The sequence below is a fragment of the Sulfitobacter sp. OXR-159 genome, from assembly GCF_034377145.1.
Classification (GTDB): Bacteria; Pseudomonadota; Alphaproteobacteria; order Rhodobacterales; family Rhodobacteraceae; genus Sulfitobacter.
The window spans coordinates 1-26,741 of the sequence record NZ_CP139708.1 but is presented as its reverse complement, the minus strand read 5'-3'; the positions used below and the strand labels follow the sequence as shown (position 1 = coordinate 26,741).

The 26,741-nt window shown below is 61.7% G+C and carries 25 protein-coding genes; 12 read left to right on the top strand and 13 right to left on the bottom strand.

The window, feature by feature from the left end; genetic code table 11:
- Positions 1-3 precede the first annotated feature (3 nt).
- From T8A63_RS18105 to T8A63_RS18080, 6 genes are all read left to right on the top strand, one after another.
- Entirely contained in the window at positions 4-765 is a 762-nt protein-coding gene (locus tag T8A63_RS18105; protein WP_322345996.1) for a DUF1028 domain-containing protein, read from the top strand.
- A 4-nt stretch (positions 766-769) separates the two neighbouring features.
- Entirely contained in the window at positions 770-1,612 is an 843-nt protein-coding gene (locus T8A63_RS18100; RefSeq protein WP_317389132.1) for a sulfite exporter TauE/SafE family protein, read from the top strand.
- Positions 1,609-2,322, top strand: a complete 714-nt coding sequence (locus T8A63_RS18095; protein WP_322345993.1) for a FadR/GntR family transcriptional regulator — start codon at positions 1,609-1,611, stop codon at positions 2,320-2,322. The genes T8A63_RS18100 and T8A63_RS18095 overlap by 4 nt, the downstream gene beginning before the upstream one ends.
- 191 nt (positions 2,323-2,513) lie before the next feature.
- Positions 2,514-3,497, top strand: coding sequence for a TRAP transporter substrate-binding protein (locus tag T8A63_RS18090; RefSeq protein ID WP_067628759.1), 984 nt, complete (start codon positions 2,514-2,516; stop codon positions 3,495-3,497).
- Between the two features lie 67 nt (positions 3,498-3,564).
- Positions 3,565-4,083: a TRAP transporter small permease gene (locus T8A63_RS18085; protein WP_067942339.1), complete on the top strand. Its 519-nt coding sequence runs from the start codon at positions 3,565-3,567 to the stop codon at positions 4,081-4,083.
- Positions 4,076-5,359: a TRAP transporter large permease gene (locus tag T8A63_RS18080; protein ID WP_322345990.1), complete on the top strand. Its 1,284-nt coding sequence runs from the start codon at positions 4,076-4,078 to the stop codon at positions 5,357-5,359. The genes T8A63_RS18085 and T8A63_RS18080 overlap by 8 nt, the downstream gene beginning before the upstream one ends.
- A 49-nt stretch (positions 5,360-5,408) precedes the next feature.
- Here the strand turns inward: T8A63_RS18080 and T8A63_RS18075 are convergent, their stop codons facing one another.
- Entirely contained in the window at positions 5,409-6,905 is a 1,497-nt protein-coding gene (locus T8A63_RS18075; RefSeq protein WP_322345988.1) for an aldehyde dehydrogenase family protein, read from the bottom strand.
- Positions 6,906-7,085: 180 nt separating this feature from the next.
- Here T8A63_RS18075 and T8A63_RS18070 point away from each other — a divergent pair, with 180 nt between their 5' ends.
- The gene (locus T8A63_RS18070; protein WP_322345986.1) at positions 7,086-7,958 is read left to right on the top strand and encodes an NAD(P)-dependent oxidoreductase; all 873 of its coding nucleotides are present in this window, start codon (positions 7,086-7,088) and stop codon (positions 7,956-7,958) included.
- A 9-nt stretch (positions 7,959-7,967) separates the two neighbouring features.
- On the opposite strand, the gene T8A63_RS18065 is transcribed toward T8A63_RS18070, so the two are convergent.
- The 8 genes from T8A63_RS18065 to T8A63_RS18030 are packed head-to-tail and all read right to left on the bottom strand — an operon-like array spanning position 7,968 to position 16,273.
- The gene (locus T8A63_RS18065) at positions 7,968-8,693 is read right to left on the bottom strand and encodes an SDR family NAD(P)-dependent oxidoreductase (protein WP_067942336.1); all 726 of its coding nucleotides are present in this window, start codon (positions 8,691-8,693) and stop codon (positions 7,968-7,970) included.
- Positions 8,690-9,472, bottom strand: coding sequence for a cyclase family protein (locus T8A63_RS18060; RefSeq protein WP_322345984.1), 783 nt, complete (start codon positions 9,470-9,472; stop codon positions 8,690-8,692). The genes T8A63_RS18065 and T8A63_RS18060 overlap by 4 nt, the downstream gene beginning before the upstream one ends.
- On the bottom strand, positions 9,469-10,716 hold the full coding sequence (locus T8A63_RS18055; protein ID WP_322345983.1) for an SDR family NAD(P)-dependent oxidoreductase: 1,248 nt from the start codon (positions 10,714-10,716) through the stop codon (positions 9,469-9,471). Before T8A63_RS18055 ends, T8A63_RS18060 begins: the two co-directional genes overlap by 4 nt.
- The gene (locus tag T8A63_RS18050; RefSeq protein WP_322345981.1) at positions 10,713-11,882 is read right to left on the bottom strand and encodes a thiolase family protein; all 1,170 of its coding nucleotides are present in this window, start codon (positions 11,880-11,882) and stop codon (positions 10,713-10,715) included. The genes T8A63_RS18055 and T8A63_RS18050 overlap by 4 nt, the downstream gene beginning before the upstream one ends.
- Complete coding sequence (locus tag T8A63_RS18045) at positions 11,879-13,504, bottom strand: AMP-binding protein (RefSeq protein WP_322345979.1); 1,626 nt, start codon at positions 13,502-13,504, stop codon at positions 11,879-11,881. Before T8A63_RS18045 ends, T8A63_RS18050 begins: the two co-directional genes overlap by 4 nt.
- On the bottom strand, positions 13,501-13,980 hold the full coding sequence (locus T8A63_RS18040; RefSeq protein ID WP_322345977.1) for an aromatic-ring-hydroxylating dioxygenase subunit beta: 480 nt from the start codon (positions 13,978-13,980) through the stop codon (positions 13,501-13,503). Before T8A63_RS18040 ends, T8A63_RS18045 begins: the two co-directional genes overlap by 4 nt.
- Positions 13,977-15,311, bottom strand: coding sequence for an aromatic ring-hydroxylating dioxygenase subunit alpha (locus tag T8A63_RS18035; protein WP_322345975.1), 1,335 nt, complete (start codon positions 15,309-15,311; stop codon positions 13,977-13,979). Before T8A63_RS18035 ends, T8A63_RS18040 begins: the two co-directional genes overlap by 4 nt.
- 11 nt (positions 15,312-15,322) lie before the next feature.
- A complete protein-coding gene (locus T8A63_RS18030; RefSeq protein WP_067936446.1) occupies positions 15,323-16,273 on the bottom strand; it encodes a PDR/VanB family oxidoreductase in 951 nt (316 codons plus the stop codon).
- A gap of 137 nt (positions 16,274-16,410) precedes the next feature.
- Here T8A63_RS18030 and T8A63_RS18025 point away from each other — a divergent pair, with 137 nt between their 5' ends.
- The 5 genes from T8A63_RS18025 (at position 16,411) to T8A63_RS18005 (ending at position 21,083) form a co-directional block, all read left to right on the top strand.
- The gene (locus tag T8A63_RS18025) at positions 16,411-16,905 is read left to right on the top strand and encodes a MarR family winged helix-turn-helix transcriptional regulator (protein WP_067936449.1); all 495 of its coding nucleotides are present in this window, start codon (positions 16,411-16,413) and stop codon (positions 16,903-16,905) included.
- A gap of 138 nt (positions 16,906-17,043) precedes the next feature.
- Positions 17,044-18,063 carry a TRAP transporter substrate-binding protein gene (locus tag T8A63_RS18020; RefSeq protein ID WP_322345972.1) on the top strand — a complete coding sequence of 340 codons (1,020 nt, stop codon included), beginning with the start codon at positions 17,044-17,046 and terminating at the stop codon, positions 18,061-18,063.
- A gap of 58 nt (positions 18,064-18,121) precedes the next feature.
- Positions 18,122-18,625 carry a TRAP transporter small permease gene (locus tag T8A63_RS18015; RefSeq protein WP_067628726.1) on the top strand — a complete coding sequence of 168 codons (504 nt, stop codon included), beginning with the start codon at positions 18,122-18,124 and terminating at the stop codon, positions 18,623-18,625.
- Positions 18,622-19,935, top strand: a complete 1,314-nt coding sequence (locus T8A63_RS18010) for a TRAP transporter large permease (protein WP_322345970.1) — start codon at positions 18,622-18,624, stop codon at positions 19,933-19,935. The genes T8A63_RS18015 and T8A63_RS18010 overlap by 4 nt, the downstream gene beginning before the upstream one ends.
- A gap of 95 nt (positions 19,936-20,030) precedes the next feature.
- Complete coding sequence (locus T8A63_RS18005; protein ID WP_322345968.1) at positions 20,031-21,083, top strand: M42 family metallopeptidase; 1,053 nt, start codon at positions 20,031-20,033, stop codon at positions 21,081-21,083.
- Positions 21,084-21,098: 15 nt separating this feature from the next.
- Here the strand turns inward: T8A63_RS18005 and T8A63_RS18000 are convergent, their stop codons facing one another.
- The 4 genes from T8A63_RS18000 to repA all read right to left on the bottom strand — a co-directional run bounded on the left by T8A63_RS18000 (position 21,099) and on the right by repA (position 26,741).
- The gene (locus T8A63_RS18000) at positions 21,099-23,084 is read right to left on the bottom strand and encodes a cache domain-containing protein (RefSeq protein ID WP_322345966.1); all 1,986 of its coding nucleotides are present in this window, start codon (positions 23,082-23,084) and stop codon (positions 21,099-21,101) included.
- Between the two features lie 153 nt (positions 23,085-23,237).
- On the bottom strand, positions 23,238-24,392 hold the full coding sequence (gene repC, locus T8A63_RS17995) for a plasmid replication protein RepC (RefSeq protein ID WP_322345964.1): 1,155 nt from the start codon (positions 24,390-24,392) through the stop codon (positions 23,238-23,240).
- Between the two features lie 178 nt (positions 24,393-24,570).
- Positions 24,571-25,566, bottom strand: a complete 996-nt coding sequence (repB, locus tag T8A63_RS17990; RefSeq protein ID WP_322345962.1) for a plasmid partitioning protein RepB — start codon at positions 25,564-25,566, stop codon at positions 24,571-24,573.
- Positions 25,566-26,741 (bottom strand): plasmid partitioning protein RepA, encoded by a 1,176-nt coding sequence (gene repA / locus T8A63_RS17985; protein ID WP_067628715.1) that lies wholly within the window; start codon positions 26,739-26,741, stop codon positions 25,566-25,568. Before repA ends, repB begins: the two co-directional genes overlap by 1 nt.

Below are 26,741 nucleotides of genomic sequence, written 5' to 3'. Positions count from 1 at the left end.
CCCATGACCTATTCCATCATCGCCCGTGACCCCGAAAGCCATGAGATCGGCATCGCCGTGGCGAGCCGTTTTTTCGCCTGCGGGGCTGCTGTGCCCTATATGGGGCGCCGTGTCGCCGTGGCGACACAGGCTTTCGTCAATCCGCTTTGGGGGACCGAAGGCCGGCGCATGTTGGAAAGCGGCGACCCCGCCGAAGCACTGCTGAAGGAATTCGCCGCGCGCGACGCAGGCCGCGATATCCGCCAGTCCCACATGCTCGACGCCGAGGGGAATTTCGCCGCGCACACAGGCGCGGGCTGTGTCGAATGGGCCGGGCACCGCGTTGGCACGATCCACTCCGTTGCAGGCAATATGCTAACCGGGCCGGAGGTGGTGGAGGCCACGTTCGACACCTACGCCGCCCGCAGTGATCTGCCGATGGCCGAACGCCTGCTTGCCGCGATGCGCGCAGGCGAAGAGGCGGGCGGCGACAAACGCGGGCGTCAGGCGGCGGGGCTGGTCATCCACCGCGGGCAGGACCACGCCTATCTCGACCTGCGGGTCGACGATCACGGCGATCCGCTCAGCGAACTTGACCGGCTGCTTGAGGTCGCAGGAGAGCGTTACCTACATGTGGCCGAAGCGATGCCGAGCCTCGACAATTTCTCGGGCACCTCGGACCGCGCACCGATTGATGCCGCAATTGCGCGGGCCGAAGAGGCGCGCAAAGCAGCGGGCAAAGCCAGCCGGTCACTGGCGACAGATGTAGAGACAAAGAAAGATTAACCCGATGAACGCGCTCGATTTTGGCCAGCTTCTGCCCCTCCTCGCCATTGCGGTGACCGCCGGTATTTTTGGCGGTATCCTTGCGGGTCTGCTGGGTGTTGGCGGCGGTATTGTGATTGTGCCCGCGCTCTATCTTGCCCTGTCGACGGCGGGGATGGACCCGGCGATTACCATGCAGGTGGCCGTTGGCACCTCGCTGGCGACTATCGTCTTTACCTCTTTGTCCTCTGGCTATGGTCACTTCAAACGCGGCGCGATTGATATGGATCTGCTGAAACTCTGGGCGCCGTCGCTTTTGGTTGGCGTTGTCATCGGCGCGCTTTTAGGAGGCTACGTCTCGGGGCTGATCCTTGTCGGCGTCTTTGCCACCGTGGCGGCACTCGTCGCGCTCGACATGATCTTTCGCAAGACCAAAGACGACCCCACCCCGCGCGGCTTTGCCAAGCCGATCTGGGCGGTGCTGGGTGTCGTGACCGGCGGGCTGTCGGCGATGATGGGCATCGGGGGCGGGACCATTGGCGTGCCGCTGTTGAACTTTCTGGGCTATGACATCCGCCGCGCGGTCGGCACCTCTGCCGCAATCGGCTTTATCATCGGGCTGCCCGGCGCGGTGGTCTATGCGCTGACGGGCCTCGGCGCAGAAGGGCTGCCGCCCTTCTCGCTTGGCTATGTAAACCTTGCCGCTGCGGCCATCATCATTCCGCTGACCAGCAGCTTTGCCCATGTGGGCGTGAAATTGGCCCATAGCATCCCGCGCAGGGCGCTTCGGTTTGCCTTTGGAATTTTCCTGATGGTAACGTCGTTGCGTATGTTCATTGATTTATTTGAAGCGTTTTCCAACTCATGACACAGCCCCCCCAGACCGCCCCAAGTGAAGATGAATTGGCCGAGCGGCTGCGCGGAGCGATCCGGCAAGGGGATATCCTGAACGATGGGCGGATGCCGCCCGAACGGGCATTGGCCAAGCATTTCGGCGTGAGCCGCGCGCGGCTGAGGCTGGCGCTTGGCCTGCTGCAAGAGGATGGCACCATTTACCGCCGCCACGGCCAAGGCACCTTTGCCACGCCGCCGCCCGCCACCAATGCCGACAGCCTGCGCCACCTCGCCCGGCAAGTGACACCAAGCGATGTCATGGAAGTCCGGCTTGAGGTCGAGCCCGCGCTGGCCGCCCTCGCCGCCGACCGCGCCCGCCCGCAAGAGATCGAGCGGCTGGACCAGTTGATGCGCGCCACGCTGAACCTCAGTGATCCCGACGCCTATGAGGCGGCGGATGACATGTTCCACTACAAGATCGCCGAAATGGCCCGGAACCCGCTGTTCCTCACGGTCTACGAATCCATCCGCGCGGTGCGGCGCGAAGTGGCTTGGACCTCGCGCCGCCGCAGCTCTCACGCGCCAGAGACGTTACAGATACTTGGCGAACAACACATGACCCTGAACGACGCCATCGCCCGGCGCGATACGCTCGGTGCGGCCGCGGCGATGGAACAGCATTTGCTGACCGTATCCAAAACCCTGCTCCGTGACCGGGTGCGCAAGATCGAGCTCGATCTCTAGCTGGGTCAGTCCTGAGCACTGCTGAAGTGGTCAAGGGTTGTAGCATCGAGTCCGCTCATATCACGAAGGAAACCACCCTCAAAACGCTGTGGATTCATTGTCCACAAAGCGCCCTCACCCCATTGCCATTTTGAGCGTCCAGCGCTAGCAGTTTTCCTGACCTTGTTAATAAGATCGCTGGAGGATACAAAATGTTCAAAATCACCAAGCCCACGGCAATTATCGCCACTTTGGCCGCGCTCACCGGAGGAGCACTGAGCGCCCAGACCGAAGTCAAGATCGGCTACGCCCTCGCCCCCGACAGCCACTACGGCGTCGCGGCGCAGAAGTGGCAGGAAGTCGTCGAAGCCGAGACCGACGGCAAGTTCAGCTTCCGCCATTTCCCCTCTTCCGGCTTGGGCGGTGAGCGTGAAGTGGTCGAAGGTCTGCAGCTTGGCACCGTCGAGGCGACCATCGTCTCCACCGGCACGCTGAGCAACTTCGTCCCCGCCACCGGTGTGACCGACATCCCCTTCCTGTTCCGCAGCCTTGACCACGCCCGCCGCGTGCTCGACGGCCCCATTGGCCAAGACATTCTGGCCGAGTTCGACGGCGCCGGCATGGTGGCGCTGGCATGGGGTGAGCAGGGTTTCCGCCACATCACCAACAACCGCAACGCGATCGAGACTCCTGAAGACATTGCGGGCATGAAACTGCGCACCATGGAAAACCCGGTGCACCTTGATGCCTTCAACGCTGCCGGTGCTGCCCCCACCCCGATGGCATGGCCCGAGGTCATCAGCTCGCTGCAGCAAGGCACCATCGACGGGCAGGAAAACCCGCTCTCGGTGATCGTGTCGGTGAAACTCGACGAAGTGCAAAAGTACCTGACGCTGTCGGGCCACGTCTATTCGCCCGCCATGCTGCTGGTCTCCAAACCCTTCTGGGAAGGTCTGTCTGACGAAGACAAAGCCGTCTTTGAGAAGGGCGCGACCGAGGCTGTCGCCGCCATGCGTGGTTTCGTTGATGATGTCGAACAGAGCGGCGTCGAGACGCTGAAAGAGCGCGGCATGGAAGTCAACGAGCTGACCGAAGAGCAAAAGGCGACCTTCCGCGCTTCGATTGAGAGCGCCTATGAAGGCTATTATGAGACCTACGGTAAAGAGCTGATCGACCAGATCGCCGCGACTGAGTAATCACGTCGTTGAAAGAAAAGGCGGCCGGGAGCAGCGCTTCCGGCCGTTTTGCACGGGAGGGGAAACCATGCGCAGATTGGAACAGTTATTCGTCAAGGTGAACGCCGCGGTGGTGATCGCCTGCCTGACGGGGATGGTCTTGGTCGTGGGGGCCAATGTCGCTTTGCGGTTCAGTACCAATCACTCGCTGTCATGGTCCGATGAATCCGCTCGTTACCTGATGATTTGGATGGCCTTTCTGGGGGCCGGGCTGGCCCTGCGGCAGGGCGGCCATGTGGCCATCACCAATCTGCACGACGTGATGAACACCCGGACGCAGCGCATCCTGCGCGCGGCCATCTTATTGATCCTGTTGTTCTTTTTCGCTTTCATGGTCAAGGTCGGCTGGGATTATATGCAGCGCGCGCAGTACCAGATGACACCCGCGATGCGGCTGTCGTTTCGCTATGTCTATGCTGCCATGCCCGTTGGGTTCTCGCTGTTGATCGTGCATTTGCTGCTGATCGCGCGGCCTTTCATCATGGCGGGCCACTACCATCAGTCCGATGGCCAAACCGAAAACATGCCGGGAGCCGCCAATGGCTGAGATCCTCTTTATCTCGCTTTTCGTGCTGATGGTGCTGGGCCTGCCCGTGGCCTTTGCCATGGCCATTTCGGTTTTTGCGGCAATTGGCTTGGGCAGCTCCTATCCGCAGATCGTCGTCGTCAAAGAGATGTTTTCCGGCCTCGACAGTTTCCCGCTTTTGGCTGTGCCCTTCTTCATCCTCGCCGCCGAGATCATGACCGGCGGCGCGATCACGCATACGTTGCTTCGCTTTGCCGCTCAGTTCGTCGGGCATCTGCGCGGGGGGCTGGGCTATGCTAATGTGATCTCCTCCACCATGTTCGCAGGCATTTCCGGCTCGGCCTTGGCCGATGCGGCGGGGCCGGGGGCGATGATGATCCGCATGATGGAGAAAGGCGGCTATGACCGCTCCTACGCGGGGGCGCTGACGATTTCCTCGGCGGTGGTGGGGCCGATCATTCCGCCGTCTATCGTGATGATCATCTATGCGCTGCAGGATCAGGAAGTCTCGGTCGGGTCGCTGTTTATGGCCGGTGTCATTCCGGGGCTTTTGCTGGCCTGTGGCAGTCTTGCCGCCAACGGGTGGGTCAGTTGGAAACGCGACTATCGCAGCGCGGATGCACGCCCCGAGCGGGCGCAGATGTGGCGCAATACCTTTATGGCGCTGCCAGCACTTGGGCTGATCGTGCTGATCGTCGGCGGCATCCGGGGTGGTATTTTCACGCCCACCGAAGCGTCGGTCATCGCGGTGTTCTATGCCCTCTTCTGCGGTTTTTTCGTCTACCGCGCGCTGCGGCTGCGGGACCTGCCGGGGCTGATCCTCCGCGCCGCGCTGATCTCTTCGGCAGTGCTGCTCATCCTCGGAGCCGCGCGGGCCTTTGCATGGGTTCTGGTGATCGAAGGCGTGCCGCAGTTTCTGGCCGAGACGATCATCGCATGGGATCTGTCGCCGATCCTGTTTCTCTTGGCGGTCAACGTGTTGCTGCTGCTCTTTGGCCTGTTTATGGACCCGCTGCCGGGCGTGATGATCTTGGTGCCGATCTTGGCGCCGATCAGCCATGCGCTTGGCATCGCGCCGGATCATTTTGCGATTGTGGTGATCGTGAACCTGACGCTCGGCCTGACGACGCCGCCGGTGGGGAGCCTGATTTTTGTGGTGTCATCGGCGGTGAACCTGCGCCCTGCGGCGCTGATCCGTGAGATGCCGCCGTTCTTTCTGGCGAACTTTGTCGTGTTGATGCTGCTGACTTTCGTGCCGGCGATTTCGACATGGCTGCCGAAGGTCAGCGGATTTTAACAGGTTACCGCCCGGCATCAGACCGGGCGGCGTTGCCGGTCGCGTTTCCCTACTCGGTCTGAATCCAAACCGCCTTGGTATCCAAATACGCCTGCAGGTGCTCCACGCCGCCTTCCTTGCCATAGCCCGACATCTTGAGCCCGCCGAACGGCACCGCCGGGTCGATCGCGTGGTACATGTTCACCCAGACCGAGCCCGCTTTCAGCCGTTTCACCGTGCGGTGCGCCGTGCTTAGATCGCGGGTAAAGATGCCCGCCGCCAGCCCGTAGGGCGTGGCATTGGCGCGCGCGATCACCTCTTCCATCGTGTCGAAGGGCAGGACAGAGATCACGGGGCCGAAAATCTCTTCCCGCGCGATGGTCATGTCGTCGGTCACATCGGCAAAGATCACCGGCTCAAGAAAGTTGCCGCCTTCATAGCCCGCGCCCTCGGGCCGCGCCCCGCCGGTGACCAGCCGCGCGCCTTCGGCCTTGCCCGCAGCGATATAGCCCTCGACCTTTTCGGCCTGCACACGGTTGATCAGCGGGCCGAGGTCCGTGCCCTCATCCAAGCCATGCCCGATCTTCAGCCCCCGCGCGAAAGCGGCCAGTTTCTCGATGAACTCATCCTGAATTTCGCGCGCCACGAACAGCCGCGAGCCTGCGATGCAGATTTGCCCCGAATGCGCGTAGACCGCCATCGCCGCGACAGGCACCGCCTTGTCGATGTCAGCATCCTTGCAGATGATCAGCGGAGATTTCCCGCCCAACTCCAACGTGATCCGCTTGAGGTTCTCAACGCCAGCGCGGGCGATGGTCTTGCCCGTGGCAGTCGAACCGGTGAAAACCACTTTGTTGACGTCAGGATGCTCTGCCAGACGCGCGCCCGCTTCGCGGCCCGTGCCGGTGACCACGTTGACCACCCCATCGGGCACGCCTGCCTCTTGCATCAACTTAGCGATCATCAAGGGCGTCAGCGGCGCGTCTTCGGAGGGCTTCAACACCACGGTGCAGCCTGTCGCCAGTGCTGGCGCGATCTTCCAGATCGAGGCGGCGGTCGGGGCGTTCCAAGGGATAATTGCCCCCACCACGCCCACCGGCTCGCGCGTTGTAAAAGAGAACATCGACTGCGAGACTGAGTTCTCGATCACATCGCCATGCAGCACCACTGCCTGCCCCGCGTAGAACCGCAGCATCCCGATCACCCGCCGCTTGTTGCCCAAGGTCCGCGCCAGCGGCAGACCCATGTCGGCGGTGTCAGAGACGCAGAGTTTTTCCCAATCGCGCTCCATCACATCGGCAATGCGCAAAAGCACCTCTTGCCGGTCATAGGGCGTGAATTTCGACCACGCCCCCTCAAAGGCCCGACGCGCGGCAGCGACGGCGGCATCGACATCTTCGGGCCCGCCACGCGGGACCGTCGCCAGCGCCCGGCCCGAGGCGGGATCGACCACATTCAGCACCTCACCGGACAGCGCGGGTACATCTTTGCCGTCGATGAACATCGGGCAGAACTGCCCGTGATAGAGGTCTTGGGCAATCTGGTGGGGGTCGATGGTCAAAGTCATATCAGCCTCATGCAATCAATGCGCCATTCCTATCAAGCGCCGTGTCGGTTTCAAATATACAAAGCCCTGTTTGGCCGAGAAAATCCGCCCCGCCCGCGTTGCGCCGTGGCGGGCGGCGGGGTACACCTTTCCCCAAGGGAACCGCGCGCAGGAGCGGCGGTGGCAAGCGAGGGAAAACCCATGAAAATCGGTATGATCGGTGTCGGCCTGATGGGCCACGGAATTGCGCGCAACGTGATGCGGCGCGGGGGTTTTGCGCTTGGCTATTTTGGCCACCCCGGCAACCAGCCGACCGATGAGCTGGACGGGCTGGGGGCCACGGCCTTTGACAGTCTTAGCGATCTGGCCGCCGCGTCGGATGTGATTATTCTCTGCGTGACCGGCTCCCCGCAGGTCGAAGGAATTCTGACCGGGGCGGGCGGCGTGATTGCCGGACTGAAGCCCGGTGCGGTTGTGGTCGATTGCTCTACCTCCCTGCCCGCCTCGACGGTAAAGATGGCCGAGGCGGTCAAAGCGGCGGGGGGCGAATTCGTTGACGCGCCAATGACCCGCACCGCGCAATTCGCCCATGAGGGGAAGTTGAACCTGCTGGTCGGGGGTGAGGCCGCGGTGGTTGAAAAAGTCTCTCCCATCCTCGCCTCCTTCACCGAAGAGGTGAAACATGTGGGCGAGGTCAGCGCAGGCCACCGTTTGAAACTGCTGCACAACTACGTCTCGGTCGGCTTCATGTCCCTGCTTGCCGAAGCCGCTGCGCAATCGGCGGACGCAGGCATCGATCCGCAGAGTTTCGTGGATGTCTTGGCCAGTGGCGGCGGGGCCAGTGTCGCGCTTGATCGGCTGTCGCCTTTCATCGTCAGCGGAGACCGCGAGGCGCTGCCCTTTGCGATCAGCAACGCGCTGAAGGATTTCGACTATTACCGCCAGATGTCAGCGCAAGCCGGCGCGCAGGTTGAGATTGCCGATGGGGTCTATCGCGCCCTTTCCAAAGTCGTCGAAAAGGGCGCGGGCGATGCCTATGTCCCTGAATTGGTGCAGCATTTCCGCAAGGATTAAGGGTCGGTGTCAGAGCGTCAGCGTCCCGATGCTCGACCCGCCACAGACGAAAAGCGTCTGGCCGGTGACGAAACTATTGGCCGGATCGCAGAAGAATAGAAAGGCGTTGGTTACATCCTCCACCTGCCCCAACCGCCCCACGGGGATGCGTTTGGCCAGCGCCGCTTCGCGTTCGCTTTCTTTGGGGATGATGCCCCAGAAGTTGTCAGTCTGCACCGGGCCGGGGGCCACGACGTTGACGGTGATCCCATGCGGCGCAAGCTCTAGCGCCCAAGTGCGCGCCATGCCGATCATCCCGGCCTTGGACGCCGAATAAGCCGTGCGCGTCGGCGCGCCCAAGGCCGCGCGCGAGGCGTTGAACATCACCCGGCCAAAACCGCGTTCTTTCATGGCGGGCAGGAAGGCTTGCAGCAGCGTCAGGGCCGAACCGAGGTGCAGTTGCGCAAGGCCGGTGATGTCTTCGGGCTTGGCCTCTTCAATCAGATTGGGCCAGATCAACCCGGCGTTATGCACCAGATGGGTCACGTCATAGCGTGCAGCGATATCGGCGGCGACGGCAGCGACGGAGGCGGGGTCGAGAAGGTCGGCTTCGATATGCTCACATCCTTCCGCCTCCCATTCCGGCTTGCCCCGCGCGATTGAGACGACGCGATAGCCGCGCTCCAACAGCCGCTGCGCCAGATCGGCGCCGATGCCCTTACTGCCCCCGGTGATGACGGCGGTGTAATTGCTCATGGTCTCGCTCCCGGTATCAGCGCCAGCACCCGCAAGGGGCTGCCGGTCCCGCCTTTAATCTTGAGCGGCGGTGCGATCAGCATGGCCCCGGTGGGCGGCAGTTGGTCGAGGTTGCACAGACATTGCAGCCCGTATTTGCCGGCCCCATGCAGCAGGTAATGCGCCGGAAAGGGCGGGTCGTAATGCATCCCCTGCCCCGCATCGGTGCCGACGGTTTCGGTGCCAAAGCCACGAATGCCGCGCTCCAACAGAAGGTTGATCGCGGCGGGTGTGGGACCGGGCGAATGGGCGCCGTCCTCGTGCATGTTGAGGTAATCCGCGCCGCTGCGCTTTGACCAGTCGGTGCGCATCAGCACCCAAGCGTCGGCGGGGATCGTCCCGTGCTGGCCCTCCCAATCGCGGATGATTTCGGGGGCCAGTTCAAAGTCATCGTCCTGCCCTGCCCCCTCGGAGCAGTCGATCACAACGACCGGGCCGATGAAGGTCTCTGCCGGGATTTCATCGACCGCGCCATTCGCCACGTCTTTGCCCGAGACCCAGTGAATCGGCGCGTCGAAATGGGTGCCAGTGTGCTCATTGAGGGTGAGGTTATGCCACTTCCACGCCGGGCCACGATGGTCATAGGCCGAGACCTCCTCCATCCGGAACCGCGCGCATTGGCCGAACTCGGGCGGCAGCACGATGACCGGAAAGTCCGGGTCGAGCCTATGGGTCAGATCGACGACCCGTGCCGCCCCGCTGGCCAGCGCAACGGCCAGTGCTGTGATTGCATCGCTCATGCGCCGCTCCCCCGCATCTCACGTTCCATCAGTGCCGGATCGTCCAGCCAACGGGCCAGAGCATCCTTGGCCACATCCCCGCAGGCGAGCTCTTCGAGGCCGTCAATCAGGCCAGTCACCACCGTCCGCGCCAGCGCGCGGGGGGTGACTTTGGGCGGTGGCAGGGGTTGGTGCCATTCATCGTCTACCGGGCCGGTGTAGACATTCATCACCCGCAGCCCGGACCCGGCAAATTCCGCCCGCAGCGTCTGGCTGAGCGACCGCGCCGCTGCCTGCGAGGCATCGAAGCCGCCAAACCCTGCCTCGGGCGCCAAGGCTCCCGCCGACAGGATGTTCACCCACGCCACTGCCGAATTCACACCATCCGCCGTGCGCGACGCCATCGCCGGGCCAAAGCCCTGCGCCAGTCGCATCAGGCCCAGCACATTGGTCTCCATCCCCTCGCGGGCAAAGATCGTATCATTGCCCAACACCCCGCCGGGGCGGATGAACTGTGCCGTGTTGATGAGGATATCGACCTTGCCGCCGATCTCTGCCGCAAGGCGCGAGACCGAGGCGGTATCGGTCACGTCGAGCGGCATGAGGCTGACGTTCTCCATCCCCTCGAACCCCGCGCGCCCTTCCCACCGCCGCCAATGTTCCGGCTCGCCCAGAAAGACCTGCGCCGCACCAGCTTTCAAAACCGCTTGGGCCAGCGGCAGAGCCAAGGGGGAGCGGGCATCGGTGATCAGCACCCTCCGGTGTTTCGGGTCGCTCGACATCGCGCGCAGCATTGGATCGTCTTGCATAAATTCGCTTTCCTCTCGCGGCAGGGCCACCATGACCCCCTGCCCTGCCCGGTCCAATTTGAGCGCCAGACGGACGTGATCGCCGCGCCCGACATCGCCGTGCAGATGGCACACCGCAACCGGTCCGGCGGCGAGTTGGACCGTGCCAATGCGCCATGGCAGACGTTCGCGGAAATAGGGATCGGGCGAGACCCGGATCGTCGTTTCGGCCAATACCTCGCCCGCGGGGTCGCTCTCGCGCCACTCAAGCGCCACCGACAGGCATTTGCAGCAGGCATCACGCGGTGGATATTGCACCGCGCCGCAATCCGCGCAGTGCTGCAGGGCGAACTGCCCGCGCCCTGCGGCAATCGCCAGCCCAAGCGCCGCGCGCGAGCGTTGGGCAGGCGGCAGGGTCGGCACCGTGCTGCGCTTTTGCGGGTTCTTCTTTTGCGGCGGCATCAATGGCTCGGTCATGCCTCGCCCCCTTCGATGATCGCCGCCGCCGAACAGACGCCCCGGTCATAGTTGATCATGCCAAAGCCGGAAACCAGCGCCCGCCGGGCGTTCGCCACCTGCGTGCCTTCGGCCTGCCCCGTCACCTGCCGGATCGCCTCAACCAGTCCCAGATAGCCGCCCGCGGCCCCGGCTTGCCCGACCGACAACTGCCCGCCCGAGGTGTTATGCGGGAAGTCGCCGTTGGTCGTGAGATCACGCTGGCGGGCAAAGGCGGCCCCCTCCCCCTTGGCGCAAAATCCGAGGTCTTCGAACTGCATCATCGAGATCACCGGGTAGTCGTCATAGGTCTGCAACAGGTCGACACCCTCGGGGCCATGACCCGCCAGCTCGTAGAGTTTCCCAATATCCACACCCCAACCGCCGCGCAGTTGCATCGGGTCTTCGGGGTAGGCGTTGTGCCGCTCGATCGTGCCGCTGATCCGGGCGAAGGGCAGGTCGCGGCGCAGGGCCTCGTCCTCGCGCATGACCAAAAATGCCTCGGCCCCGGCGCAGGGCATGACGCAGTCGAAGAGCGCGATGGGGTCTGAGATCATCCGGGCGTCGATATACTGCGCCAAGGTTAGCGGAGTCTTCATTAAAGCCGCAGGATAGTTCAGCGCATTTGCGCGTTGCGACACCGCAATATGGCCGAAATCCTCGCGCGTGGCGCCGAATTCTTGCATATAGCGGTCCATCAGCAGCGCAAAACTGGCGTTGGGGCCGCCGAACCCATAGGGAAAGGTCGCATCCATCGAAAAGCGCGAAAAGCCGCTGAGCAGGGTGCGAAAACTGTCGATCCGGTTTGCGTCCCCCGCCACGCAGGCGACCACATCCACGTCGCCCGCTTGCACCGCCCGCGCCGCACGGCGCAGCGCGATCACCCCGCTTGCCCCGCCTGTGGGCACGGTATCGAGCCAGCGCGGGGAAAGCCCAAGATGTTGGGTCAACCCGACCGGCGTGTCGGGGGCAAGCGAGAAGCTAGAAACCGAAAATCCGTCCAACTCTCCCGGCGCGATCCCCGCTTCGCCCAACATCTCGCGCAGGGCGCGGGCGATCCACCAGTGCGCGGTCTCGGTGCTGTAGCGCGCGTAGGGAACCGAGGTGGGTGCCGCGAGCACCACACCGTCATAGCCCTGACGCCTCATGCCGCTGTCCGTTTCTTCAGCCTGCGCAGGTCTTGCGTGGCAGGGTCGGCGAGCAGGTCGGCGGCCAGCGTTTTCAGCACCCCTCGTTGGAGTTTTTGGGTGGCGGTCAGGGGCAGCGCCTCGACAAAGGCAATGAAGCCGGGGGCTTTGTAATAGGCAAGCTGGGTGAGGCACCATTCGGTGATTTCACGGGCCAAGACGGCAGGGTCAGCGCCTGCGTCCTTCGGTACAATACAGGCGAAAACCTCATCCCCCCGCACCGCGTCAGGCACGGCGGCCACGGCGGCACTGGCCACGGCGGGGTGGCGCATAAGGGTCGATTCCACCTCGACCGCCGCGATGTTTTCGCCCGAGCGGCGGATCACGTTTTTTTTGCGGTCGACGAAATACATCGCACCATCGGGGGCGCGGCGCACGATGTCGCCGGTGTGAAACCAACCATCTGTCCAAGCCTCATCCGTGGCTTCGGCATTCTTGAAGTAGCCCGCAAAGAACCCGCGCCGCGGGTCGGCACCGGCGCGGCGCACCAGAAGCTCGCCTTGATCGGCCACTTGCCCGGCATCGTCGAGCAGCCGGACCTCCAGCCCCCCTTCGGGCGCGCCGAGGCAGCTTTCACCCACGCGGCGCGGTTCGCGGTTGGCGCAGATCACGGCACCCGCGCCGGTTTCGGTCATGGCCCAAGCCTCGACCAGCGGAAAGCCAAAACGCGCCTCGAAGGCGGCATGCAATTTGGGGTCCACCCCTGCGCCGAAGCCGAAGCGCACGGCATGGTCGCGGTCGGCTTCGCTTTCTTCGGCCCCCATCAGCATGGATGGCATGACACCCAGGTAGTGCAGGCAGGTCGCCCCCGAGGCGCGGACCGAGGCCCACCAGCTGCGCGGGTGGAAGCGGTCGAGCGCGGTCAGGCAGCCGCCCACGGCGATCATCGCCATGAAAGAATAGGCCATCGCGTTCATGTGGAAGATCGGCAGGGGCGTGATCATGTGCTCGCCGTCTTGCGACAGGGCGCAGAGCCCGCCGGTGTCTGCGTACCAGCGTCCGGCATCTAGGAAATAGGTATTGGTGAGGATGCAGCCTTTGGGCTGGCCCGTGGTGCCGGAGGTGTAGAGGAGTGCCGCCTCGGCCTCCTCCGCCCCGCCCTGCCGTGCCGCGATGGTTTGGGTCGTGACGGGTGCGGGCAGGGGATCCTCCGGTGCAATCATCGGCATGTCGCGCCCCGCTTGCTGCGCCGCCGCGCGCAGATCATCGCCCCGTGAAGGGAGCGCCACGGCCAAAACAGGCTCGGCGTGGTCGATCATATAGCTGAGCTCCGCCGCCCGCAGGTCGGGGTTCACCGGCACGACCGACAGACCCAAACCGTTCAGCGCCAGCCACCAAAGGAAAAACGCCGGGCGGTTCTCCATCAGTAGCATGACCCGCTGGCCGGGAAGGTAGCCCGCCGCCGCGATGTTTTCACGCAAAGCCGCAACCTCGCGCGCGGCTGCGGCATAGCTCACCTCTCCCGCCGCGATGCCGTAGATTTCCGCCGTTTCTGGCAAAACATTGAGAAAGGCGCGGTTGGGATGCCGCGCGGCGGCGTCCTCAAACGCCGCGCAAACCGTTTCGATCTCTGGCGCGATCATGGCAGCAACTGAATGTTGCGAAAGGCCGCATCGCAATTGACGATATCGACCCGTTTGTTGGCAATCCGCAGCGCGCCATCGACCATGGCCAACTCATGCCGCGCGGTGACGGCGAGCAGTTGCTGCTCATCAAGCCGCGTCTCGACGTAGTGCATGAAGGTGGTCGTGACGAAGCGCCCCGCCTCCATATCCATCTCATCCACGAAAGGCCGCTGGATCACATGATGGCAGCGGCTTTTTGGCTTTTGGCTGAAGGTCCGCGCGCCGTTGAGCCGTTCGACGCGAAGTTTGAGCATGAATATGTCCTCATACATCAACGACGTTTCGTTGATCGGATCGGTCTGCTGATAGTCCAGCGGCATCCAGTAATGCCCGTCCGCCAGCCATAGGTTCAGCCATTCGGTATAGCGCCCCTCGTCCAACATGCGCGCTTCGTCATAGATGAAGTCGATTAGGGTGTCGCGCGTCACGCTCATTCCGCAGCCTCCGCCGTTTGGCCCATGGTCATGAACTTGACCCAAGCGTGGAATTGGTTGCGCATCTGCCGTTCGGTGGTGCCGTTTTCGACCGCTTCCACTTCAAAATCTTCGTCGTCTTCGATCAGGCGCTGGATGTTCACCCATTCCAAACCGTCGACCATCAGACCCTCTTGGGCGCGTTCGTACATTTCCAAATCGTCATGGCCGACGATGGAGGTCGGCGCGTTGATCATGCGGTTGTACATCGCGGTGCGGGCGGTCAGCTCATCCGGGGCATCGACAAGGCGGTAGATGTAGCTTTCCACTACCGTGCGGTCTGCCGCGAGGGGGATGAATACGCGCAGCTGCTGGATCGGCCCCTTGATCATGATGTTGGGGAAATAGACCGTGTTGTGGCGGTTTTCGTCCAGGATCGCCTTGGCTTTTTCCTCTCCATAGCTTTCGCAGAGTGCTTCGAAATAACCGGGGATGGCGGAATAATCGGAGTGGATTGAATGGTTTACGCCCGTGTGCCCGTGGCCGTTGGGCCAAGTGCGGATGCCCATGCCTTCGAAGAATTCGTAAGGAGACATGAAGGGGGCGATGATCTCCATCGCGGGGGGCTTGGGGGCACCTTCGGGGAGGTCCATTTCCTCGTAGAGTTTCACCGCCGTCCCGGCAGAGCTTTCGTGGGCTACCATCGGGTGGCAGGTGTCGGTCTGATTTTCGACCAGCATCTTCCAGTTGCAATGATGCATGTAACGCAGCGGCGGGCCGACGACTTCGAGCCGTCCGGCGGGGGAACGGTCCACCATATTGTCGAGCGAGGTCAGGCTCGCGCCAAAGAACTCTTCGAAGCTGATGCCCTCTTCCGCGAGCCGGGCAAAGATGAAGCCGCGGTAGTTCTTCACATCGCCAACGCTGCGCATGCCCTTGCCGCTGTCGGTCTCTTCCAGCCCGGTATCTTGGTAGCCTTTTTTGAGCGGGATCGCCAAAAGGCAGCCGTCAGTTTTGAAGCTCCATGCATGATAGGGGCAGCGGAAGAACTTGCCGGTGTTGCCCTGCCGGTCGATGACGATTTTCGTGCCCTTATGCGGGCAACGGTTCAGCAGCACATGGATGTCGCCGGTGGAATGACGCACCTGAATGACCGGTTGGTTGCCGATATGGGTGCTGAAATAATCGCCCTTGTTCGGCGTCTGACTTTCATGGCCGACAAAGACCCACGCATTGGCGAAAAGATGCTTCATCTCTTGTTGGAACACCTCCGCGTCGGTGTAGATATCGCGGTGCACCTGATGTGGCTGCACGAGAGCGGCCAGTGCCGCCGGGCTGTCGTAACGTCCCATGAGTTCCTCCCTCAGATGTCGAGTACAAGGCGCGGTGACTTGGCGCGGCTAACGCAGATTTGCATGACATTGCCTGCCGCGCGTTCGGCCTCGGACAGCACCACGTCGCGGTGATCGGGGGCGCCACTGAGCACATCGCATTGGCAGATGCCGCAGTCGCCGCGCTGGCAGTCATACATGACGTCGACGCCGCCCGCCTCCAGCACGTCGATGATGGATTGGCCGGGCGGGATGGTGAAGATTTCCCCGCTTGAGGCCAACTCGACCTCAAAGGCGCTGTCGCCCTGCTGCTCTTGGGGTGCGTCGAAGAGTTCGAAATGGATGCGCTCAGCGGCGATGCCTGCGGCTTCGGCTTTTGCCTTGGTCGCGTCGATCAGCCCCTTGGGGCCACAGACATAGAGGTGCGCGTCAGCACTCGTAGAGGCAACCACCGCATCAAGGTCCAGCGCGCTGTCATCGTCGTCACAATGCAGATGCAAGGCATTGCCGAAGGTCTCGCGAAGGGGATCGCGATAGGCCATGAGCGGCGCGCTGCGGCCAGAGTAGTGAAATGCAAACGCCTGACCAGCGGCCTTGAGCGTCGTCGCCATTGAGATCATCGGCGTGATGCCAATCCCCCCGGCCAACAGCACAGCAGGCGCGTCCGGGGTCAGGGCAAAATCGTTCTTTGGCGCGGCGCAGGTGATCTCTGCCCCCGGTTTCAGCCCGTGCATATGGGTTGAGCCGCCCTTGCCCTCAGGCTCACGCTGGACCGCGATGCGGTAGCTTTCGGGGGCTTCGGGGATCGGGTCGAAGGAGATTAGAGAATAGGCGCGGGTGTCGCCGTCGGGCAGATCGAAAAGCACATGGGCCCCCGCCTCCCACTGCGGCAACGCGCTGCCATCTGCGGCAGCGATCTGGAACTCACTGATGCGATCGGTCAGCGCTGTGACCTCGCGCACAATAGCGTTGATCTTCGACATGTGGTGTCCTCCCGTGGTAAACAATATGATTTTTCATATAGTTTTGGTCAAGGGTTTTCTTGCCAAGCGCGAATTTGACCGCCATTTAGAGGTGCCGAGGCGCAAGGAGCCCTCTTTTCATCAAAGGCTTAACAGGTGTGACGCAGCAAAAGACCGACGCAACCTCTGACAAAGACACGGGTCAGGAGGGGGGATTCGTCTCCGATTACCTGCTCTATTTGTTGGCGGCGGCCAGCGATGTGGCGAGCGCACAGTTCCACGCGCAGGTGCGCAAGGCGGGGCTGCGCGTGCCGGAATGGCGCGTGCTGGCCTGTCTGTCGGACACTGATGGCGCGATGATTACGCAACTGGCCCGGCAGGCGCTGGCCGAGCAATCACGACTCACCCGGATCATCGCCCAAATGGAGGAACGCGGCCTGCTGATCCGCCGCAGTGACCCCGCCGATGGCCGCCGGGTGCGGGTCTATCTGACCGGTGCGGGCCGGGCGCTGGCCGCCGAACTGGTGCCGCAAGCGCGCCGTCATGAGGCCGCTTTGATGGAAATGCTCAAGGGCAATGAGGGCGCGCAATTGAAACCAGCGCTGAAATCCTTGCTGGCCGCCTTGGACGACACTGCGGATCAACGCGGCTGATCGCAGCCCTTGCCCTGCGCGCAAAAAATGGTTCCAATCGTGCTGTAAATGTGAATACATGAAAAAGCATATACTTGGCGACACGGGTTTGGGAGAACCCCGCCAAGGCATATCGAACGGTATGGGGAGGAGCCCAAAATGACCAAATTCACCAAGTTTCTCACGACGAGTGCGCTTGCGCTCTGCACCGCGACCGGCGCATTTGCTGCCGAGACGCTGACCATTTCCACTTGGCTGCCGCCAAGCCACCCGGTCAACACTGGCATGTTCACGCAATTGACCGACATGATGTCGGAAGCCAGCGATGGGCTGATCGAGACCGAGTTGAAAAACGGCCTTGCCCCGCCGCCCGCGCAGATGGACCTGCTGCTGGACGGTGCCGCCGATATCGCGATCCTGTTTCATGGCTACACGCCCGGTCGTTTCGTCGGCACCAAGCTGGTGGAAATTCCCGGATACGAGGGCAATGCCGAAGCCGCATCGGTTGCCCATTGGCGCGTCCATGAGGCGATGCTGGCCGAGTTGGACGAGCACCGCGGCGTGAAAGTGATCGCGCTGACGACCCACGGTCCGGGGCAGATTCACTCCAACAAAGAAGTCGCCTCGCTGGAAGACCTCCAAGGGCTGAAAACCCGTCTTGGTGGCGGTGTTTCGGCGGATGTGGGGGCGGAGCTTGGCCTCGTCGGCATTCAGGTGCCCGCGCCCAAGGTTTACGAAACCCTCGATTCCGGTGCCGCTGACGCGGTAGCGATGAACATGGGCGAGCGGATCAGCTTCAAGCTGAACGAAGTCGCCAAGAACGTCTATGAAATGCCCGGCGGTTTTTACCGTGGCTCCTTCTCGGTCATCATGAGCCAAGAGACCTTTGATGGCCTGCCGGAAGACGTTCAGCAAAAGCTCGACAGCGAAGTTTTTGGCGAGACGGCGAGCCGCATGATGGGTGCCGTCTGGGATCAGAGCGACGTGGACGCGCGTGAGGCCACCGAGGCCGCAGGCGACAACAAGATCGTCACCGCCTCTGAAGAGGATCAGGCCCGCTTTGCCGAAATGGCCGCCAAGGTGCGCGACAAGGTGATCGCCGAACTCGACGAAGCCGGGGTAGACGGTCAGGCCGCCTATGAGATGATGCGTGAGGAAATGGCCAACGCTAGCCAGTAACCCCCACCGCCAAAGGGGCCGGTCGCACAGGCGGTCGGCCCCCAGCCAGGGAACCGCCATGCGCTCTTTGATCCGCCTCACCACCGCCCTCTCGGCCCTGCCGATGACGATGGCCTCTGTCGCGCTTTTCGCGCTGATGGTGCTGACCTTTGCCGATGTCATCATGCGCTCGGTGTTCAACGCGCCCATTGAGGCCGCGACGGAACTGATCCGCATCGGCATCGCCTTGATCGTTTTCTCTGCCCTGCCCGTTCTGTCGGGCCGCGAGGGGCATATCGCTGCTGACCTGCTGGACCGCCCCTTTGAAAATTGGGGGCTGCAACGCTGGCGCGACGGGCTGGTGACGCTGGGGTGCGGGGTGATGCTGTGGTTTCCAGCCGGGCGAGTGGTGGACCTAGCCTACCGCGCGCTGAGCTATGGTGACGTGACAGAATACCTTGAAATTCCGACCTTTTACATCGGCATGTTCATCGCGGTGATGACCTATCTCACCGCCGTTGTGCTGATCCTGCGCGGGCTTTTGCGCCTCTTTGCGCCGCAACTTCTGGACCCTGCCACATGATCGCATCTGCCATCGGCTTTGCCGCCGTTTTCGTCCTCGTCTTGCTGCGCCTGCCGATTGCCTTTGCCATGGGCCTCGTTGGGATGATCGGGCTGGTCTATGAGACCAGCTACCACGCGTCGATCTCCATGGTGTCGCGGCTGATCATCGACACCAGCCAAGACTACGGGCTGTCGGTGATCCCGCTTTTCATCCTCATGGGACTTTTCGTCAACAAAGGCGGCATCAGCCGCGAGCTTTACCAAGTCTCCAACGCCTTTTTGGGCCACTTCCGGGGCGGCTTGGCCATGGCCACCATCGTCGCTTGCGGGGGCTTTGCGGCGATCTGTGGCTCATCCTTGGCCACGGCGGCGACCATGTCCAAAGTCGCCATGCCAGAGATGCGCAAATACGGCTATGCTGACAGTCTTTCGACCGCGTCCATTGCCGCTGGCGGCACGCTCGGCATCCTGATCCCGCCGTCGGTGATCCTTGTGATCTATGGGCTGCTGACCGAGACCTCTATCGGCGCGTTGTTCATCGCGGGCATCGTGCCCGGGGCGCTTGGCATCCTGCTCTACCTCTGCGCGGTCCGCTTTTCCGTCGCCATGAACCCCGAGGCAGGCCCCGCTGGCCCCCGCGCCACATGGGGTGAGCGGCTGCGCGCGCTTAACCACGTCTGGTCGGTGCTGGCGCTCTTCGCGCTGGTGATCGGCGGGCTCTACGGTGTGCTTGATTTCTGGCCCATTCACCTCGCCTTCTCCCCGACCGAAGCGGCGGGCATGGGCGCTGCAGGTGCTTTCCTGATCGCTTGGGCGCGTGGCGGGCTCAGCTGGGCTGGACTGCGTGAGGTGCTGGAGGAAACCACGCTTACCTCCGCCTCGCTTTTCTCGGTGCTGATCGGCGCGTGGATTTTCTCAAACTTCGTGAACCTCGCGGGCCTGCCCGAAGGGCTGCTTGCGACCGTCACGGCGCTGGACCTTGGCCCATGGGTGGTCATGGGGCTGATCCTTTTGATCTACATCGCGCTTGGTTGCATTTTCGAGAGCATGTCGATGCTGCTGCTGACGGTGCCGATCTTCTTTCCACTGGTCACCAGCCTTGGGTTTGATCCGGTGTGGTTCGGCATCATCGTCGTTGTGGTGACAGAGATCAGCCTGATTACCCCACCCGTGGGTCTGAACGTCTTTGTGCTTAAGGGCGTGGTTGGCGATGTCTCGACCGGGACGATCTTTCGCGGCGTCACGCCCTTCTGGCTGGTCGATATCCTGCGCCTGATCCTGCTGCTGATCTTCCCCGCGCTGGTGCTTTTCCTACCGGGGCAAATGTAGGCCCCCTGCCCTTTCAGCCTCATCGTGCCGCGTCTGTTTGCACTTCGACCAACGCGGCGCGATAGTGCGGCCAAATCACCAAGGATGAGGCCAGCATGAACATCGACCTACTCAAAGACCTTTGCGAAACCCCCGGCGTGCCGGGGCGCGAGCACCGCGTGCGTGACCTGATCACCCAGCAAATCGAGGGGCTGTTCGACCATGTAGAGACCGACGCCATGGGATCTCTCCTCTGCCGCCGGGATGCGACGGCGGGCGATGGCAAAGCGCCCAAGATCATGCTGCTCTGCCACATGGATGAGATCGGTTTTCTGGTCAGCCATATCTCGAAAGACGGGTTTTTGTACCTTCAACCCGTAGGCGGCTTTGATCCGCGCAACCTGTTCTCGCGCCGAGTGTTGGTCTGCACCGATCAGGGCGATCTGAAAGGCGTGATGAACCCCGGCGGCAAACCCATTCACATCTCTTCTGCCGAAGACCGCAAGAAAATTCCCGAAGTGTCGGAGTTCTTCGTCGATCTGGGACTGGGCGAGAAGGCCAAGGACATCGTCAAGGTCGGTGACTTCGTGGTGATGGATGAACCCTTCCTCGAAATGGGCGATCAGTTCGTGTCCAAGGCGCTCGACAACCGGGTGGCTTGCTGGCTGGGGATCGAAGCGATCCGCAAGTTGGCCGACAAGGGGCGCGGGGCGGAAATTCACGTGGCCTTCACCTGTCAGGAGGAAGTCGGACTGCGCGGCGCGCGCACGGCAGCCTATAAGGTACAGCCCGACATCGGTCTTGGCATCGACACGACGCTGGCCTGCGACACGCCCGGCGTGCCCGAGCATCTGTCCACCACACGCCTCGGGAAGGGCTTTGGCTTACACGTGCGTGACAGCAGCTTCATCGCCGATGTGGATTTGGTGCGCGACATCGAAAAGCTGGCCGAGGCCCGCAAAATCCCCTTTCAACGCACCATGCTCGCCGCCGGCGGCCAAGACGGTGCAGCGGCGCAGCAGGCCGCCGCTGGCGCGCGGGCCGTGGGGATCGTGGTTGGCACCCGCTACATCCACACGGTGACGGAGATGGTCTCCAAGAGTGACCTACAGGCGGCGCTGGATATCCTCGTGGCCTATCTGGAAGGCTTCGACGGCAAGGCCGCCTAGAGCCCCCTGCCCCCCCTAAACGCGCCGCGCGCGTTCAGGGGGGCCTCCATCATCGGGCGCTTGCGGCAGCCAGACGGTAAAGGCCGCGCCTCCCTCGTCCCGGTTGCGCACCGTGATGATCCCCCCGGCGCGCTGGATCAGCGTCTGAGAGATCGACAGGCCCAGCCCCGTCCCCTCTCCGGGTTTCGTGGTAAAGAAGGGATCGAACAGCGAGCCGAGCAACGCCTCTGGCACCCCCGGCCCACTGTCATGGACAGAAAGCGCGACACCGGGCAAAGCGTCGCGCTCCTCAGACCTTAGATACAGATCCAACCGCCCTGCCCCCCGCATCGCCTGCACGGCATTGACCACAAGGTTCACCACGACTTGCTGAATCTCGCCCGAGTCCGCGCGCACGGGCGGGACCTCTTCAAAATCGCAATCCACCTCAATCCCGCCCCGGCTGATCAGATGGTCAACGAGCACGAGGCAATCCTGCACCAAGGGCCGTAGCGCGATATTATGTTCACAGTCGGAAAACTCAGACGGCGCGGCGAACTTCAGCAATTTGCCGACGATCACCTCGATCCGCGACAGTTGTCTGTCGATCAGCCCCAGTTCCGTGGCCACGGGCGCGGCATCCTCGCCTAGAGTCTCACGGATGACATCGACATTGCCCATGATGACCGCGACCGGGTTGTTGATCTCATGGGCGACCCCGGCGGTGATTTCCCCGATGGAGGCGAGCTTTTCGCTCATCACCAACTGGCGGAAGGTCTGCTCCAACTTCTCATTCGCCTCGCGCAATTCACCGGTACGCTGATCCACGCGCTGGTTCAGCTCATCATTCCAACTGCGCAACTGCCGGTCGCGTTCTTGAACCTGCTCCAGCAACCAATCTAGGTGATGCGCCACGGCGCCGATCTCATCCCGCGCGGGCACCGGCCCGATCCGCGCCGAAAGCTCTCCCTTGCCGACGCGATGCATGACCTTTGTCATCCGTTCAAGCGGCGAAAAGATGCCCCGCGCCAGCCACAGGAACACCGGCGCCGAGAGGGCCAGCACGGCAAAGAATGCCGCCAGCATCCACCAGAACGCCTCGCGCTTCGCCTGCGCAAAGGGCGCCTCGAGAAAGCCGACATAGAGCATCCCTACCCGCTCCCCGAAACTGTCGGTGATGGGCTGGTAGCCAGAGATATACCAATCGTTCACCACAAAAGCCCGGTCGAGCCAGGTGCGCCCTTCGATCAACACGGCCTCCCGCACTTCGGACGAGACGCGCGTGCCAAGGGCGCGCACATCCTCGAACAGGCGCACATTGGTCGAGATGCGCAGATCATCGAGGAACAGCGTCGCGGTCCCCTGCCGGTCGCCGCCGGTTACCGCGTTCAAATAGACCAGATCGTTGATCGTATCGATGAAGTCGAGGTTTCGGTTCAAAAGCATTCCGCCAACCAAAACGCCCTGCCTGCCGTTCAGCGCCACCGGGCTTGCCGCATGGACCACCATCCCGCGGTCTTCGACTTTCCGGTTGGTGGGCACGGCGGCGGGCGTGTCGATCACCGGCACCTGCGCGCGTACCGCGAGCGCGTCGTTCAAAGTTGTCAGCCGTGCATTGCTAAACACGTCGATTTCCGCCCCGCTGGCCCCCCGCGCCGCGCGGGCGATCACCGGCCAATCCTCGCCTTCATCGACCGCTGTTTCGAGGGGGAGGAAGCGCAGAAAATCCAAGCCCAGCCGATCCTGTATCTTGGCAAAGAAGGCCGCGCGATCTGCTGGCGACATCTCAAACACGCGGGCAAATTCGACAGAGCCTGCGACGGCATCCAGTTCATTGCCGGTCTGCGCCAACAACCGCGCGAGATACTGGTTGGCGATCCTCAACTCGCTCTCGACATTCGCGATGAGCACTTCGTCATAGTCCGCCGTCCAACGCGACATGCCCAAAACCAGTAGCAGCGGCATCAACACGATAAGCGGTGTTAGCGCGAGGATCAGCAGGCGTAGGCGAACGGAGGTCATGGGCTTTCCCGGAAAACTGAGGCCAATTTAGCCGCTGCGCCTTCAAGGGTGAAGTGTGGGGGCGTATTTTGCCCGACAAATCCCACCGATTCAGTTTTCTGGTCCAAATTGCCAGCCGTACATATACCTAACCCACTGTAAAAACAAAGTTTTTCAAATTGTCAGCTGACAATTGCGCTGATTTACCAGTGCCGCCACCATGGGATTAAGGGAAAATGCGCCATCACGGGCCATTTGGGTCAAACGGCGAAGATATGCGCCCGGGCTTCGGATGGTCGCGGCTTTCTCTAACAGACAAAGGACTGTCACCGCTGCGCTCTCCGCACCCATGTCCCGTTTTGCCTCATTTAAGACCGGCAGGTCAATCCCCAGCATTGGGGCAATCTGATCTCCGATCCGTACAATATCGCTCCAATTGCGCATCGCTTCTGGGAAGAAACTTTGAACTTCTTTGCAAGCCGCGACCACCTCAGCCAAAGTGACCCCTTTCTTCGGCTCGTTGCCTTCACTGTCAATGTTGTCAGCCGAGTGAGGGAGAGCGACTTTCGGACCGGTCTGCTGTTCAGAGTCAAAATAGGGTTTAATTGAATCCTGTATGTGCCGCTCATTTTCGCCGTCACTGGCGATCATTTGGTCTGTAGATGGGGCAGGGGAAACCGGTTCTGCTTCGGCCTCATCAACGATGCTGGCCGTGCTCTCAAGCGCTTCACGTAACGCATTCTCGAGCAGGGTCAATGCCGCTTCATCCGGCTTACGTCGAAGAACACGCCCCGCCTCATCTGCCACCCCTTCAGCACCACCCTGACGGATCAGCGCGTGCCTCAGAACAAGCACCCGGTCCCTCAGCGCTTGCAGCCGTTCACGTAGCACTTCGGCTGCCTCAGCGGCGATCTCAATCAGGTCTGACTGAACGACAAGGGGGGAGAGGTCAAAGCCAAAGGCCAGCGCAATCGCGCCGCCCCGGTTTCGTGCAAAGCGTTTGCGATTGGGGCTATCGTGCCGGGCAATAAGCCCAGTACGCACAAGCTGGGCAAGATGCCGTCGAAGCGTGCTTTCTGGCATCCCGTGTAACCGCTCGGACAGCCGAGCATTCGAGGCAAATACGATCCCTGCCGCGCCATCTGGAATATGACGGCTCGGCAGAAAGCTGAGCAACGCCTTTAATACGGTGAGGGTGCGGTGCGACAATTCAAAACAGTCAGCCGCAGTTGTCAGCCGGTCGAGCAAAGCCCATTTGTCCGGCCCCTCGCACGACACTTGGGTAGCCGATTTCGGCCGCCCGAACGCAGTTCGGAACGTGTTTTCCATCTAAAATCACGAAAGACAACAAAATACCGGCCCTATCCCATCGGGTAGAGTTGACATCGATAAATCTTTGGGGCTATCTCGAAGGTGCAAAGTTTGAGAAGGGCCTTCCGGGATTTATCCTGGGGGGCTTTTCTTTTGTGGTCTTGGATGTGCCTCCTGTTGCTACTTCCTCAATGTCTCACGCGCGCGTCTTTTGCCAGCGGTCGTGAATCTCTTGCAAAAGCTCTTCTGCATGCGCATCGAGCCATGTATCAAACCCCTCGGCAGAGCGGGCAGGGACGGTCACCGTGACACCACGTTTGCCGCTGCGAATGTCCGCCAAAGCTTTGCCATCACGGCTCCGAAGGGTGCGGGGCTTGGCCGATGGGGCAGGGGAGGCGGCAGCTTTCTCGGGCTGGGCTGAGGCTTCGGCAAAGATCGCCTCGAACCGTTCATCTGAATTGAACCCTTCCCAGTCGGCGTGCGACATCCGTTTGTCCGCCCGCGCTTTTGCTGCGGGTTGCTCAAAAAGCTTGACCAAAGCCATCCAGCGGTCCCGGCCGATGGACGGGGCAGAACCGATCTGGCGCAAAAAAGGTAGCTCAAACGCATGACCAACCTTGAGCATGCGACTGACCATCGGCAGATCGATCGACAGCGCGTCTGCGATTGTCTGCCGGTCATGCCCGCCCACATCTAACTGAGCAGCAAAGCTCGCCTTTTCGATAAACGACAGATCCTGTCGCGCGGTATTCTCCTGCCCCTGCGCCATTACCAGCGCATGATCGTCCAACTGGCGGACCATTGCCTTCACGGGCATCCCAAGCGCTTTCAGTGCCTGAAGCCGCCGCCGCCCGTAGACAATTTCAAACCGGCCGGGGGTTTTGGGGTGGGGTCGAACGAGCACAGGAACCTGCTGCCCGTAGGTTCTGAGGCTTTCTTGCAGCTGCTTTTGAGCCTGCGTATCAGTGCCTAAACGGTCTTCGACACCAGCCATGTCGATAAGATTGCCGTCCAATTCCTGAACCGCGTTTTCTTGCATCCGGTTCAACGAAGACTGAAGCGCCCCCACCGCGCCGCGCGGCATTAAATTGGCCTTACCCCGGCTCTTATTAGGCTCTATCGCGGGGGATTTAGGCTTTTCTGGCTGCTCAACATTCGCCGGTGCAGAAGATAAAATGCCTTTACGTGCCATTACCGCCCCCATGCTTTCTGGATCATGCTTTCGATCTCATCATTCACAAGATTGAGTGAATCCACCGCCCGGTCATAGGTTGATCGGTGAAATTGGGACCGGTCGACCTCATAGATTGTCTGATGGGTCAGCCCGGCATCCGAAATCGCGGTTGATTTCAGCATCGGTGCGACCATGACTTCTTCGTCAAAGAGCTGGCGCAGGAAGGATAGAACCTGCTGTTGCGGCCCGTCATTCGGCTCGTACCGATTGATCAGGAAACGCAGGAAATCAAATTCCATGCTCGCCCCTGCATTAGAGACTACGTCAAGCAGGTCCGCGCTCATCTGCAGGAACTGCGACATTGATGCGACGTCGAGCATGTTCGGGACCACTGTGATCAACACGCCCGTCGATGCGCAAAGCGCCGACATCGTGAGGTACCCCAGTTGCGGCGGGCAATCGAAGATAACGACGTCGTAATTCTGCTCTACGTCCTGCAAAGAGGTCGCCAACCGAGCGAAAAATGCTGGCTGGGTGTTGTTCAGCAGAGCCTGGGGTGTCTCATGCTCAAACTCCTGAAGCATCAACCCTCCGGGAGCAAGATCAATGCCAGTAAAGAATGTTTTCTGAATGACATCGGCCAAAGGGACCGGATCGTCATATTGGATGGCATCGTAAATGGTCCCCGAGTTCAGGAAATCATACTCTGGCCGATAGCCAAAAAGCGTTGTTAGAGACGCTTGCGGGTCAATATCGACGCAGAGCACACGGTAGCCCTTCAAGGCCAATCGTTGCGCGGCATGGATTGCGCTCGTCGTCTTCCCGCTGCCGCCTTTGAAGTTCAAAAAGGACAATACTTGCAGTTTGTCCCCATCACGCCGCCCACGCTGGTAGGCACCGCGTGATTTGGCAGTGGACTCAAGCGTGCGCCGGATCGAGAGCAGATCTTCAGCACTGTAATGCCGCCGCCCGCCCGGGCTTGTCTGAACATCGACGACCTTATTGTCGAAATGGAGCTTGCGAAGGAAGCTGGTTGAAATTCCAAGCAATTCAGCGGCTTCCCCGGCTGAAAAGCGGCGTAACTCCTTGCGCGCGTCGGGCGCAAAGACCTTCAACATGTGACTTTCCAACGCCTCGGAAAGCGTTTCCGCATTACGGCGGATCCGTGTATTGATGTGTACAGTGTCCGTCAC